The sequence below is a fragment of the Herbidospora solisilvae genome (genome assembly GCF_009901565.1).
GTDB classification, from domain to species: Bacteria; Actinomycetota; Actinomycetes; order Streptosporangiales; family Streptosporangiaceae; genus Herbidospora; species Herbidospora solisilvae.
This window is the reverse complement of sequence record NZ_WXEW01000012.1, coordinates 261,418-274,741: the sequence shown is the minus strand read 5'-3', so window position 1 is coordinate 274,741 and position 13,324 is coordinate 261,418. Positions and strand designations below refer to the sequence as shown.

11 protein-coding genes are annotated in these 13,324 nt (G+C 69.5%); 8 read left to right on the top strand and 3 right to left on the bottom strand.

The genetic code is table 11. From position 1 onward, the window contains the following. Positions 1-6 precede the first annotated feature (6 nt). On the bottom strand, positions 7-2,016 hold the full coding sequence (locus tag GT755_RS35295) for a beta-galactosidase (RefSeq protein ID WP_161483896.1): 2,010 nt from the start codon (positions 2,014-2,016) through the stop codon (positions 7-9). 154 nt (positions 2,017-2,170) lie between these two features. Here GT755_RS35295 and GT755_RS35290 point away from each other — a divergent pair, with 154 nt between their 5' ends. Both GT755_RS35290 and GT755_RS35285 read left to right on the top strand, forming a co-directional pair. After that, the gene (locus GT755_RS35290) at positions 2,171-3,367 is read left to right on the top strand and encodes an ROK family protein (protein ID WP_202610903.1); all 1,197 of its coding nucleotides are present in this window, start codon (positions 2,171-2,173) and stop codon (positions 3,365-3,367) included. 90 nt (positions 3,368-3,457) lie between these two features. Continuing rightward, the gene (locus GT755_RS35285; RefSeq protein WP_030456848.1) at positions 3,458-3,679 is read left to right on the top strand and encodes a hypothetical protein; all 222 of its coding nucleotides are present in this window, start codon (positions 3,458-3,460) and stop codon (positions 3,677-3,679) included. Positions 3,680-3,888: 209 nt separating this feature from the next. Here GT755_RS35285 and recQ read toward each other — a convergent pair whose 3' ends face one another. Further along, positions 3,889-5,823, bottom strand: coding sequence for a DNA helicase RecQ (gene recQ / locus GT755_RS35280; RefSeq protein ID WP_328794729.1), 1,935 nt, complete (start codon positions 5,821-5,823; stop codon positions 3,889-3,891). 313 nt (positions 5,824-6,136) lie between these two features. Between recQ and GT755_RS35275 the strand changes: the two genes are divergently transcribed. Continuing rightward, complete coding sequence (locus GT755_RS35275) at positions 6,137-6,736, top strand: RNA polymerase sigma factor (RefSeq protein WP_161483895.1); 600 nt, start codon at positions 6,137-6,139, stop codon at positions 6,734-6,736. Continuing rightward, positions 6,733-7,869 (top strand): hypothetical protein, encoded by a 1,137-nt coding sequence (locus tag GT755_RS35270; RefSeq protein WP_161483894.1) that lies wholly within the window; start codon positions 6,733-6,735, stop codon positions 7,867-7,869. The genes GT755_RS35275 and GT755_RS35270 overlap by 4 nt, the downstream gene beginning before the upstream one ends. A gap of 123 nt (positions 7,870-7,992) precedes the next feature. On the opposite strand, the gene GT755_RS35265 is transcribed toward GT755_RS35270, so the two are convergent. Continuing rightward, a complete protein-coding gene (locus GT755_RS35265; protein WP_161483893.1) occupies positions 7,993-8,703 on the bottom strand; it encodes a MerR family transcriptional regulator in 711 nt (236 codons plus the stop codon). A 49-nt stretch (positions 8,704-8,752) separates the two neighbouring features. Between GT755_RS35265 and GT755_RS35260 the strand changes: the two genes are divergently transcribed. The 4 genes from GT755_RS35260 to GT755_RS35245 all read left to right on the top strand — a co-directional run bounded on the left by GT755_RS35260 (position 8,753) and on the right by GT755_RS35245 (position 13,323). After that, entirely contained in the window at positions 8,753-9,700 is a 948-nt protein-coding gene (locus tag GT755_RS35260; RefSeq protein WP_161483892.1) for a zinc-dependent alcohol dehydrogenase, read from the top strand. A gap of 298 nt (positions 9,701-9,998) precedes the next feature. Then, entirely contained in the window at positions 9,999-11,441 is a 1,443-nt protein-coding gene (locus GT755_RS35255; protein WP_235968074.1) for a sugar ABC transporter ATP-binding protein, read from the top strand. Then, entirely contained in the window at positions 11,438-12,403 is a 966-nt protein-coding gene (locus tag GT755_RS35250; RefSeq protein ID WP_161483891.1) for an ABC transporter permease, read from the top strand. The genes GT755_RS35255 and GT755_RS35250 overlap by 4 nt, the downstream gene beginning before the upstream one ends. After that, complete coding sequence (locus tag GT755_RS35245; protein ID WP_161483890.1) at positions 12,400-13,323, top strand: ABC transporter permease; 924 nt, start codon at positions 12,400-12,402, stop codon at positions 13,321-13,323. Before GT755_RS35250 ends, GT755_RS35245 begins: the two co-directional genes overlap by 4 nt. The last annotated feature ends 1 nt before the right edge of the window (position 13,324 follow it).

The following is a 13,324-nucleotide window of genomic DNA, read 5'->3' as shown; positions in this document are numbered from 1 at the left end:
GGTGTTTCAGGACACCCGGAACCGGCCTCCCACCCGATCGAGGTCGGCGGGGTGGTCGGCGATGTGGATGCGGTCGCCGTGCTTCACCCCGGCGGGGACCGCCGAGTCGAGGTAGGTGTTGACCCCCTTCACCAGGAAGTCGTCGAGCTCGCCGTCGACCAGGCGCAGCAGCGCCGCGCCGCCCTTGGCGGTGATCAGCTCGATCGGCCGCCCGTCGAGTTCGAGGCAGACGGCGCCCTCGTGGTCGCTCTGGGTCAGCACGGTCAGGTAGGCGACGTCGCGCTCGGGGTGGACACGCAGGTAGGCGTCGGCGTGGCCGTGCGTGACCCGGACCCGCGACTCCACGGCGGCGGGGGCCGAGGGGAGGGCGTCGGCGAGGACCGTACAGGGGCGGAGGTCCTCGTCGAGGGACGGCGCCGGGCCGTCGACGACGACCGAGCCGCCGGCGGCGATGTGCGCGGCCAGCAGCGCCTGCACGTGGCGGTGCATGAACGGGCCGCCCGGGACGGTCACGCTCCCGTGCGCGGCCAGGTCGTCGACGGTGGCGCTCTGGAGCTCGACCAGCGCGTAGTCGACCCCCGCGGCGCGGCAGCGCTCGTGGTAGGCGCGCAGCGACCGGCCCAGCTGCGGGGCGTCGGAGCCCTCGGGCGAGAAGGCGGCGATCCCGGCGTAGGGCAGGTAGAGGCCGTAGGCGCCGGCGCGCTCGGGGCGGGACTCCAGGAACTCGGCGCCGTGCAGCGTGAGGAAGTCGGACATCGACTTCAGCGTGTGGGCCTTCGGGGTGGCCTCGCCGTTCTCGTCGATGGGGGCGCAGTCGGGGTAGGGCGACTCGTGCACGTCGTCGAGGTCGTCGGTCCAGCCCGAGGTGTTGACGCCGGTGTAGACGTTGAACCCGGTCGCGCCGGCCGCCAGGGCGAGCAGCGTCTGGTGGTAGGAGGTCGTGCCGTCGGCGTAGGCGGGGTCGTAGAGCTTGGAGAAGCCCCAGTTCTCCTCCAGGTTCGGGCCCGGGGCGCGCTTGGCGGCCGTCACGTAGCGGGCGTGGGAGTCGCGGTTGGCCGAGACGACGCCCATCCAGTTGGTGAAGCCGTAGTTGATGCCGTCCCAGATCTCGGGGCGGACGCGGGCCAGCCAGTCGTCGAACGAGTGGTGGTGCTCGGCCGGCGGGTTCAGGTTGACCACGACCGGGACGCGCGCGGCGACGGCGGCGCTCCAGCGGTGGTAGACCTCGGCCATGTACTCGGCGTGGAAGCGTCCCCAGTCGGCGTAGGACTGCAGCTCCTCCGATCGCGCAGGCCCGGTCCACTCCCTCGGGGGCTCGATGTCGGACCAGTCGCCGATCGCGGTGCCGTGGAGGCGGTCGTACTCCTCGACGGTGCCGTACCAGTCCTTCAGCCGGTCGCGGTAGAAGGCCAGCGCCGAGGCGCTGTAGTCGTAGGCGCTCAGCGGGAGCGCGCCGCTGGTGTAGATGCCCTCGTTGGCGATCTGCATGAGGATGATCGGCCCGTTCGGCCAGGTCGCCGGCTCGATGACCTCCTTGCCGGTCGCGTTGAGCCACTGGGTGACCATGCCGTCGAACAGCGGCGCGAGCGGTGCGGGCAGCGGGTCGCCGAGCCAGTTCGAGGCCTCGCCGGCGGCGTCGAGCACGGCCTCGATCGCCGGGTTGTGCTTCGGGCACACCCAGTCAGGCAGACCGCCGTAGTTGGTCTCGGCGTGGATGAACGGGCCGGGTTTGGCCACCACCTGGATCCCGAGCTCGTGGCAGAGCGCCAGGAATCCCACCACGTCACGGTTCCCCTGGCTCTCCCCCGAGAAGTCAGGCGGCCCGTCCGGGGTCGGCTGGTGGTGCCGCCACGGGAGGTAACACGTGATCACGCGGATGCCCAGCTCGTCGCGGATGGCGATGAGCCGGTCACGCCACACCGAGGGGTCGTCCCGGTAGTAGGGATAGTCGGCCGTCACGAGCACCTGCGGCTCGCCGTCGATGACGGTAACACCGTCGCGGACCTCGATGGCCACGCTCACTCCTTCGCTGGTACACCGTATTGCTCTAATACATAGTCTATATCTTGAAAAAAGTCACCCACGGATCATTGGTAACGCTCCGACCACGTCGGATGACTTATTTTTGGCTCTGATCTAACATGGGCGCAGACGTGGGGGAAGGAAGATCATGGTGAGGCCCGAGCGACGTACCGTCCGCGATCTCCGAAGGGGGAACCGGGCGGTCCTGTTGCGCGCCCTCTATTTCGCGGGACCGACGAGCCGCCACGAGCTGACCGCCCTGACCGGCCTCAGCGCGGCCACCGTCAGCAACGTGACCGGCGACCTGCTCGCCGACGACATCATCGTCGAGGCCGGGCTGGTCGACAGCGACGGCGGCCGCCCGCGGGTGCTGCTGCGGGTCAACCCGACCTACGGCTTCGCGATCGGCGTCGACGTGGGCGAGACCCACGTGCGCGTCGAGCTGTTCGACCTCGACATGAACGAACTGGCCAAGAGCGAGTTCGCGCTGCGCCCCGGCGCCCACGACGTCGACGTCGTCGTGCGTCACGTGTTGTCGGGGATCGACGCCGTCGTGGCCGACAGCGGGGTGCCGCCGTCGAAGGTCCTCGGCGTGGGCGTCGGCGTGCCCGGCATCGTCGAACGCGGCCCCGAGGCGATGATCCACGCGCAGACCTTCGGGTGGGACTCGGTCCCGCTCGGCACCCTCCTGCGCGCCGGCACCCCCTTCCCGCTGCACATCGACAACGGCGCCAAAACAATGGGCCAGGCCGAGATGTGGTTCGGCGCCGGCCGGGGCTCCCGCCACGCGGTGATCGCGCTGATCGGGTCGGGCGTGGGCGCCAGCATCATCGCCGACGGCATGACCTACCGGGGCGCCAACAGCTCCGCGGGCGAGTGGGGGCACACCAAGATCGCCATCGGCGGCCGGTCCTGCCGGTGCGGGGGGCGCGGGTGCCTGGAGGCCTACATCGGCGCCGAGGCCGTGCTGGAACGTGCCGGAATCGACGTCGACACCTCGACCGAGCAGGCGGCCTTCGCCGAACTGGTGACCTCGGGCTCCCCCGTGGTCGAGGAGACGGTCGAATACCTCGGGGCCGGCCTGGCCAACCTGATCAACCTGTTCAACCCCGAGCGCATCGTCGTCGGCGGATGGGCCGGCCTGCTGCTCGGCCAGCACCTGCTGACCACGATCAAGCAGAAGGCCGCCGAGAACTGCCTCACCCAGCCCTATTCGACCGCCTCGATCGTGCTCGGCCGGCTCGGCCCCGACGCCGTCGCCCTGGGCGCGGCCACCCTGGTGGTCGACGAATTCCTCCTCAGCACCACCTCGTCGTCAGTGTCGCGGGAGCCCGCCGTAAGCTAGTTCGGCGCGCTGACCTTACGGATTTCCGTCGCGTGAGGGAGCGCATACCGCAGAATGGCGTCAAACCCCCCACTGGCCGAGGAGATCACTTTGGGCACTTCACGCGACATCCTGGACCTCGCCCTCAGCGCCCGCGAACTGGCCGACAACCAGCCCGCCGGCACCCTGGAGCACGCGGCCGCCACCTCCGTGGCGATCACCTGCGCGACCACGCGAGACGAGGACCAGGCTCGATCGGTGCTGGAGGGGGTGTCGCCGGAGGAGGTCAGGGCCGCGGCCCTGGAACTCTTCGAACGGCTCGCCCAGCAGTAAAGAGGCCCGGCTCCGGCCTGTGGGGGCGCCGGAGCTTCAGGTCGTGCACGCCCTGAGCGCGGCCTGCCCGACGAACCGTCTCAGGTGACCGGGCCCGGCCATCGTCGGCCGAGCGCCCGAACCGGCCGCTCTCCCCGGTTCACTCGGCCCCGGCTGCGGCCTGCCCGACGAACTGTCTCAGGTGACCGGGCCCGACCGCTCTCCCCGGTTCACTCGGCCGCGTCGGCGGGCTCCCCCGCCACCACCTCCAAGACCGACTCACCGTATTTGGCCAGCTTGTTCTCGCCGATGCCGCTGATCGTGCCGAGTTCGGCGAGGGTCGACGGCAGGCGGGTGGCGATCTCCTTCAGGGTCGCGTCGTGGAAGACGACGTAGGCCGGCACACCCTGTTCCTTCGCGGTGGCGGCGCGCCAGGCGCGCAGGCGTTCGAACAGCGGCCTGGCCTCGGAGGACAGGTCGGCCGCCTGGGGCGCGGACTTCGCCACGGCGACCCTGACCTTGCGCTCCGGGTCTTTGCGCATCTCGATCGTCCGCTGACCGCGCAGGACGTCGGCGCTGGCGTCGGTGAGGATCAGCGTCGGGTAGTCGCCGCCCTCGACGTCGAGGATGCCCAGGGCCAGCAGCTGGCGGATGACCGCGCGCCATTCGGGCTCGCGCAGGTCGGTGCCGACCCCGTAGACGCTCAGCGTGTGGTGGCCGTATTGCCGGATCTTCTCGTTGTCGCGGCCGAGCAGGATGTCGGTGATGTGGGCGGCGCCGAACTTCTGGCGGCGTTCGCGGTGCAGGCGCAGGATCGTCGACAGGACCTTCTGGGCGGCGACCGTGCCGTCCCAGGACTCGGGCGGGGTCAGGCAGGTGTCGCAGTTGCCGCACGGCCCGGACTTCTGCCCGAAGTAGTCGAGCAGGCCGACGCGGCGGCAGCCGACCGACTCGCACAGGGCCAGCATCGCGTCGAGGTGGCGGGACAACCGCCGCCGGTGGGCGTCGTCGCCCTCGGAGGTGTCGATCATGCGGCGCTGCTGGACGACGTCCTGCAGCCCGTAGGCCATCCAGGCGGTGGACGGCAGGCCGTCGCGCCCGGCCCGGCCGGTCTCCTGGTAGTAGCCCTCGATCGACTTCGGCAGGTCGAGGTGGGCGACGAACCGGACGTCGGGTTTGTCGATGCCCATCCCGAACGCGATCGTCGCCACCATCACCAGCCCCTCCTCCCGGAGGAAGCGCGCCTGGTGGGCCGCCCGGGTGCGGGCGTCGAGGCCGGCGTGGTAGGGCAGCGCCGGGATGCCGTTCTGGGCGAGGAAGGCGGCCACCTGCTCCACCGAGTTGCGCGACAGGCAGTAGACGATGCCGGCGTCGCCCTTGTGCTCGTTGCGCAGCAGGTCGAGCAGCTGCTTCTTCGGCTCGTTCTTCGGCACCACCCGGTATTGGATGTTGGGCCGGTCGAAGCTGGCGACGAAGTGGCGGGCGTCGTCGAGCTTGAGCCGACTGGCGATCTCGGTGTGGGTGGCCGGGGTCGCCGTGGCGGTGAGGGCCACCCGGGGCACGTCGGGCCACCGCTCGTGGAGGGCCGACAGGGCCAGGTAGTCGGGCCGGAAGTCGTGCCCCCACTGGGAGACGCAGTGGGCCTCGTCGATCGCGAACAACGAGATCTTCGCCCGGTCGAGCAGGTTCATCGTCTGCTCCGACCGGAGCCGCTCGGGCGCGAGGTAGAGCAGGTCGAGCTCACCGGCGACGAACAGCGCCTCGATGGCCTGCCGCTCCCCCATGTCCTGCGTCGAGTTGAGGAACCCGGCCCGCACGCCGAGTGCGGTCAGCGCGTCGACCTGGTCCTGCATCAGCGCGATCAGCGGCGAGACGACCACGCCGACACCCGGCCGCACGAGGGCGGGAATCTGGTAGCAGAGCGACTTCCCGCCCCCGGTCGGCATCAGGACCAGCGCGTCGCCGCCCGCGACGACGTGGTCGATGATCTCCTGCTGCCCCTCACGGAAGGTGTCGTAGCCGAACACCCGGCTCAGCACGTCGTGAGGATCGGTGAACCGGGTCTCCTCGGCCCAGGGGGCCATCTCGAGCCGTGGTTCGTCTTCGTCGTCCCAGTCGGGGGCCTCGGCGTCGGGCCAGGGGACGAGCTCGTCGGGGGAAGCCACCCGCACACCCTAACGAGCCCGGACGACAATCCCGCCACTCCTCCCGAGAGCCGTTCGCGCCCGAACCGACGGATCATGTCGCCGATTAGTCGATGAAGGCAATTGTCGCCCTTTGCCGTGATTGGGCAGCCGAAAGGCCCGAGGTCTCATTTTCCACGGGTATACGCTCGCTTACTTGAAAAAGTCGACGGCACCGTTCCCGGAAACCCTCCGTCGCACCCACTAGAGGGATGAGCATGATCTCAGCCGGGAACTCTCCACCACCATGTCCGGGTCGGCGGAGCAGCTCCTTCCGGCCGCGACGTGCCACGGCGTGCCCGAACCCCTCCTCGGCCGCGCCCCGGATCCCCGTGCACGACGATCTCCTCCCTCGATTCAGAATGACGTTCACTCACCCATGGAAAATGAATGCACAGACCAGTTGGAGCATGTCATGAACATGCATTTCGGCGCGATCGGGAGGTACCTCGCCACGAAGGGATATGACTCGGCGGCCATCGAGGACGCACGCCAGTACGCTTTCATCCAATCGTGGGGAAAGATGAAGGCCGGCGACTGGCACACCATCGAGAACCCGGGAGCATGGCTCAAGAAGGTGGCGCTGCGCCATGCCTCCCGGTCGAACTCCCCCGCCCGCCGTCGCGAGCTTCCCCTCGCCCTGCACGAGCAGGCGCTCACGACGGACGATTTCAGCGAGGAGGTGATCGCCGACCTGATCACCGAGGAGGCCATACGATCCCTCGATCCGATGAGCAGGATCGTGGCCACCATGGACAGAGACGGGTTCACGTCTCACGAGATGGCCCGATGTCTCAGCATCTCAGAGCAGAAGGTCCGCGACCTGCGCAAGAGATATCTCAAACAGCTCAGACGCTTCTTCCTCAAGCAGTCGGCCGGGGAGGTGGGCGGATGAGCGACCACGAGAAGGACCACGGCTTCGACGAGAACGAGACAGGCGATCTGGAGGCCCTGCTCGCCGGGCAGCCCGGATACGCGTCGGTCTATCTCGGAATCATGGAGGCGGAGGAACAGGGACTCATCGGCCCTCCGCTGTCACATCGCCAAACGGCGGCCGAGGACTTACGCGCGCGATGGCTGCACCACCTGATCGGACTTCGAAGCCTGAGGACCCCCGTACCCGACAGGGTGGCCGAGTCGGTCATGGGATTCGCGCAGCGACTCTTACGCGCGCTCAAGCCCGACCTGTTCCATCTCCGCGCCTCCTCCGAGACCTTCGACGTGGGTAGCCATCTGGCCAAGTCCCTCGCCAGCAACCTGTCGCTCAATTTCGTCTCAGATCTCGAGTTGGCGTACGAGCTGGGATGCCAAGATCCCGAGACGATGGACTCAGTGCGTGCCAAGCAATTGGTCGCCGCACTCAGCCGGGCCAGAAACGTCACGCTCGACCGAGCCGGGGCGACCCGGCGAAAGGGTCTGATCTGGCCCAAGGAGAAGCCGCCTCCAGTCCACCGTGTCCTGGAAGCCGTACGGATGCTGGAGACCGGCGACGGACCGTGTTTCTCGGGATCGCCGGACGCCCAGGAACTGGCGGCGACGTGGAGCCGGGCGTCCGGTCGCTCCTCAGGATTCGGCGGCGCCTTCGAACTGGAGGTTGTCGACGACCCTGACAGCCAGAGAGCGTTCAGCATCGGAACCGACATGACCCGCGCCCTCTCGCTCGCCCGGGAGGTCGCGATCGCGCTCGAGATCGTCGAGGACTGCCACCACAAGGAGGCGGACATCGGCCTCCCCCGGTGGCTTCGGAGGCGGCACATGGACGCCCGCGATCTCGACCTTTCACAGACCGGCATCGACGAGCCCGAGCCCCTTGAGGGCCTCATCTGGTCACCCGAAACCCGTCTTCCTCCGGCCGTGGCGGAAGACCTCGAAACGGATTCCATTCACATCGTGGAGGAGACGAGGGTCCGCCACTACCACGCGGACAAGAACCCTGACTGCTCGGCATCGCAATGGAGCATGCTCGGAGCCCCGAAGGTCGACAACATGGTGCTCCTTTTCGCTCTGGCCCCCAGGGCCGCCGGCTAGCCCCGCTGAGACGACGCTGAACCGCGTACGGAGAATCGGCGACCAAGACGCGGAAGGGCCCATCGTCTGGGCCCTTCCGCTCTCGGCTTCCGCCAGCTTGGTCGAGTCGGAGCCTTCCCGCAGTCAGGGGCGGCCGGCCCTGACCATGTCCGCGTACGACACGATCGCCCGTAGTTCCTCCGCGCTCCACGGCATGCGGGCGCTGATCTCCTCGCTGTTCTCGTCCCACATTCTCCGGGTGGCGGCCTCGGTGCCCGTGCCGGCCGTGTGGAATGCGGCGCCGAGGGCGTCCCATTTCGCCACCACGTCGCGGGCCTGGTCCGAATCGGGGGCGACGTCGTTTCGTACACAGGCGAGCAGGGATTCGACCAGTGTCCGGAATTCCTTTTTGGCCGATTCGACGGCTTCGGGGCCGAGGGCCTCGCGGCGGGCGGTCAGGGAGTCCTGTTGTTCGGGGGTGAGATAGGCGTCGAACATGGCCATCAGCTCCAGTGCTTTCAGGTAGTCGTCGGGGTCGTCGTGGTCGAGCAGGCGGGTCAGCTGCGCTTTCAGGGCGTCCAGTTCGGCGGCGCGTTTCGACAGAAAAGCCAGTTGTGCGTGCAGGAGCGTTTCCATGGCCTCGGGAGCCTCCAACGACGCGGCGATTTGCTCCAAGGACATGCCGAATGTCCGCAATGACCGGATGCGATAGAGTCGCCGCAGATCTTCCGGGCCGTAACGGCGGTGCCCGTTGGGGGTTCGTTCCGTCGGGCGCAGGAGACCTATCTCGTCGTAGTGACGCAGCGCGCGTACGGTCGTTCTGGTCGCCTGCGCGAGCTGGCCGATCGTCCACATGCGGCAACCGTACGACCTGCCGTAACGTCCGAATCAAGGGGAGATTCCCATGTTGGTGGCACGACTCCACGGGGCGGCCGATCTGCGGATCCACGAAGAGGCCGATCCGGTGCCGCAGGCCGGGGAGACCGTCGTCCGGGTGACCTCGGTCGGGGTGTGCGGGTCGGACCTGCACTGGTTCGGCGAGGGCGGCATCGGCGACGCCCAGCTGACGCAGCCGCTCGTGGTCGGCCACGAGTTCGCGGGGGTGACGCTCGACGGGCGGCGGGTGGCCGTCGATCCCGCCGTGCCCTGCGAGGTGTGCCCCTCCTGCCTGCGCGGCTACCGGAACCTGTGTCCCAATGTGCGGTTCGCCGGGCACGGGCGGACCGACGGCGCCCTGCGGGAGTACCTGGCCTGGCCGAGCGCCCACCTCCACCCGCTGCCCGACTCGGTGTCCGACCTCGAAGGCGCGCTGCTGGAGCCGCTGGGGGTCGCCATCCACGCGTTCGACCTGGGGCATCTCCCCCTCGGCGGGACCGCGGGCGTGGTCGGGTGCGGGCCCATCGGGCTGATGCTGATCCAATTGCTGCAGATCGCGGGGGCCTCCATGGTCGCCGCGGTGGAGCCGCTGCCCCACCGGGCCGCGAAGGCGCGGGAGCTGGGGGCCGACACCGACCCGCACGGCGACCTCGACGTGGTGTTCGAGGTGGCCGGCACCGACCAGGCCGTCGACACCGCCTTCGAGATGGCGCGGCCGGGCGGGCGGGTCGTGCTGGCCGGGATCCCCGACGAGGACCGCACGGTCTTCCGGGCCTCGACCGCGCGGCGCAAGGGGCTGACGATCGCGATGGCGCGGCGGATGAACGACGTCTATCCGCGGGCGATCAAGCTCGTCGCCCAGGGCAGGGTCGACCTGGTCTCGCTGGTGTCGGGCCGGTTCGCGCTGCAGGACGCGGCCAAGGCGTTCGGCGAAGCGCAGTCACGGCAGGGTCTCAAAATCGTTATCGAGCCCTAAATCGCGATTTGGGCCATACCTAAATCTGGCTACGGTCGGATCGTTAGCGCCTTGAACTAACCCATGAAATTCATGGTCCGTTCCACCCGGTCCGATCGCCCACGTCAGTTTCGATTGTCAACCCGCAAAAGTCAGACAGAAGCGCGCACCTGACGCCGGAAGGCGCTCGAAAGCACCCCTAAAAAGGTTATCAACGTGCCGACTTTTGCCTTGCAGCCGTCAAAAGTCCCGCTTAACATCCGGCAATATGGAGGACACAAACCAGAAACCGGCTGAGTCCGCGCAGGTCATCCTGCGTATGACTGGCATCGGCAAGAGTTTTCTGGGGATCCGCGTCCTGCGCGGAATCGATCTGTCGGCGAACGCCGGAGAGGTGCACGCCGTCGTCGGCGAGAACGGCGCCGGCAAATCCACCTTGATGAAGATCCTCGCCGGGGTGCACCAGCCCGACGAGGGCACCGTCGAGATCGGCGGCACGACGCGGTCGTTCGCGCACCCCGTGGAGGCGCAGCGCGCCGGGGTCGCGATCATCTACCAGGAGTTCAACCTGCTGCCCGAGCGCAGCGTGGCCGACAACGTCTTCCTCGGGCGGGAGCCGACCCGCCGCGGGCTGGTCGACCGGGCCGCGATGGAGGAGGCGACGGCCCGGCTGCTCGATGAGCTCGACGAGCACGGGTTCGGCCCGCGCGACCTGGTCAAGGACCTGTCGGTGGCGCAGCAGCAGGTCGTCGAGATCGTCAAGGCCCTGAGCGTGGACGCCCGGATCGTCGTGATGGACGAGCCCACCGCCGCCCTGGCCGAGCACGAGGTCGAGCTCCTCTACCGGCTGATCCGGCGCCTGCAGGGACGCGGGATCGCCGTCCTCTACATCTCCCACCGGCTCCGCGAGGTGTTCGACCTGGCCGACCGGGTGACCGTGCTCAAGGACGGCGCGCACGTCGCGACCGTGCCGGCCGCGGACGTCACCACGGCCGAGCTGGTGAAGATGATGGTCGGGCGGGAGCTCGACGCCTACTTCCCGCCCCGCGCCGACGCCTCGGCCGTCGGGGAGGTCCGGCTGACGCTGGCCCAGGCCGGCAACGCCAAGCTCGACGGCATCGACCTCGAACTTCGCGCCGGGGAGATCGTCGGCGTCGCCGGCCTCCAGGGATCGGGCCGGTCGTCGCTGGCCAAGGCCATCTTCGGGGCCGAGCCGTTCACCCGCGGCGAGATGACGCCGGTGCGGCCCGCCAGCGTCCGCGAGGGCGTGGCCGCCGGGATCGGCCTGGTCACCGAGGACCGCAAGGCCGAGGGCCTGGCGCTCAACCAGCCGGTCCGCGACAACGCCCTCCTGGTGGCCCGCGCGATCGGCCACCGCTCCCGCACCGCCGTCTCCGACCTGCTGCGACGCGTGCAGCTCTCACCACCCCGCGAGGAGACCGAGGTGAAGTACCTGTCCGGGGGCAACCAGCAGAAGGTCGTGCTGGCCAAGTGGCTGACCGTCGCCCCCAAGGTCCTGCTGTTCGACGAGCCCACCCGGGGCGTCGACGTGGGCGCCAAGGCGGCGATCCACGACCTCATGCGGGAGATCGCCGGCGCCGGGACCGCGATTCTCATGATCTCCTCCGAGTTACCCGAGCTCATCGGCATGAGCGACCGCATCGTCGTCCTCCGCGACGGCCGCGTGGCCGGTCACCTGCCGGCCGGGGCGACCGAGGAGGCCGTCATGGCGCTGGCCGCGGCCGACGAGGCCGCCGCATGACCGGTCGTGTGGTCGCCCTGGTGGCCAACCCCACCCGGGCCGTGTACGCCGCCCTCATCGCCACCCTCGCCATCGGCTGGGCCCTGGTCGCCTTCGACGGCGGCACCTTCACCCTCAACGACCTCGTCGGCATCCAGCAGCGGTCGGCCGCCCTGGGCATCGTCGCGATCGGCCAGACGCTGGCCATCCTGGCCGGGTCGCTGGACCTGTCGGTGGCGTACCTGATCAGCCTGGTCTCGCTCGTCGCGGCCGAGACGATGGCCGGGCAGTCGTCCAACATCCTGACCGCCGTCGTCGTCGCGCTCGGGGTGAGCGCGCTGGTCGGGCTGGTCAACGGCGTCGTCATCACCAAGCTGAAGGTGCACGCCTTCATCGCCACCCTCGGAGTCGCCCTCGTGATCCGGGGTGTGCTCGACCACCTCTACGACGGGCCCGCCGGGCGGGTGCCGGTCGAGTTCCAGCAGCTCGGATACTCCCGCGTCGGCCCTGTTCCGGTCGCGGCGATCCTGTGGGCCGCGGTCGCGGTCGGCGTCTGGTTCCTGCTGCGGCGCACCCGGTTCGGCAACCGCGTCTACGCCGTCGGCGGCGACGTCGAGGTCGCGCGGCTTTCGGGCGTGCGCACCGACCGCGTGGTGATCGCGGCGCACGTGTTGTGCTCCCTCTGCGCGGGCGTGGCCGGGCTGCTGCTGGCCAGCCGTCTCGGCGCCGGGGCCCCCACGGTCGGCACCGACGGCGGCTACGACCTGGAGTCGATCGCCGCGGTGGTGCTCGGCGGCACCGCGCTGGCCGGCGGCCGGGGCGGGGTCGCCGGGACGGTCGGCGGGGTGCTGCTGCTGGCGGTGCTCGACAGCGTCTTCAACCAGCTCGAAGTGAACTCCTTCTTCAAGGACGTCGTGCGCGGCGTCGTCATCGTCGTCGCGGTCGCCGTCTACGCCCGCCGGACCGGCAGGAGGGCGTCGTGAAACGGGCCATCCCCATCTTCGTCGTGCTGGCCGGGCTGCTGGTGGCCATCGCCGCCGCCAACCCCTTCTTCCTCGAACCGGCCGGGTTCCTGGCGTTCCTCAAGCGGGTCGCGCCGCTGGCCATCCTGGCCGCCGGGCAGTACTTCGTGATCGTCTCCGGGGAGTTCGACCTGTCGGTCGGGTCGCTGGTCACCGTCGAGGTGGTGGTCGCGGCGCGGCTGATCGACGGCGACGAGGCGATGACCTGGCCGGTGCTGGCCCTGCTCGTCGTGATCGGGCTGCTGGTCGGCCTGGTCAACGGGCTGGTCACCACCAGGCTGCGGGTGCCCTCCTTCATCACCACGCTGGGCGCGATGCTCATCCTCTCGGGCGCGGTCTTCCTGTGGACGGGCGGCGCCCCGCGCGGCGCGCTCTCGCAGGGGTTCCGGGTGTTCGGCCGCGAGGGCGTGTGGGCGGTCGCGATCCTGGCCGTCGTCGTGGTCGCGGCCGTGCTGCTGATGCGGGCCGACTTCGGGCGCACCCTCGTCGCGGCCGGGGACAACGAGAAGGCCGCGCGGCTCAGCGGCGTCCGGGTCGACCGGGTGCGGGTGTTCGCGTTCATGCTGTCCGGACTGTCGGCCGCCGTCGCCGGGATCCTGCTCGGCGGGTTCGCCGGGGTGTCGGCGCAGGTCGGCCAGAGTCTCGAGTTCCAGGCGATCACCGCCGTCGTGCTCGGCGGGGTCGTGCTCGGCGGCGGGCGCGGTCACGTGGTCGCCGCCATCGCGGGGGCGTTCACCCTCGAAGCTCTTTTCACCCTGCTCAACCTGCACGGCATCTCCGGCGCGCTGGAGTACGCCGTACAGGGAGTGATCATCATTGCCGCCGTGGCGGTCGGGGGCCTGCGGCTCCCGGCCCTGCGGTTGACACCTTCGAAAGTGTAAG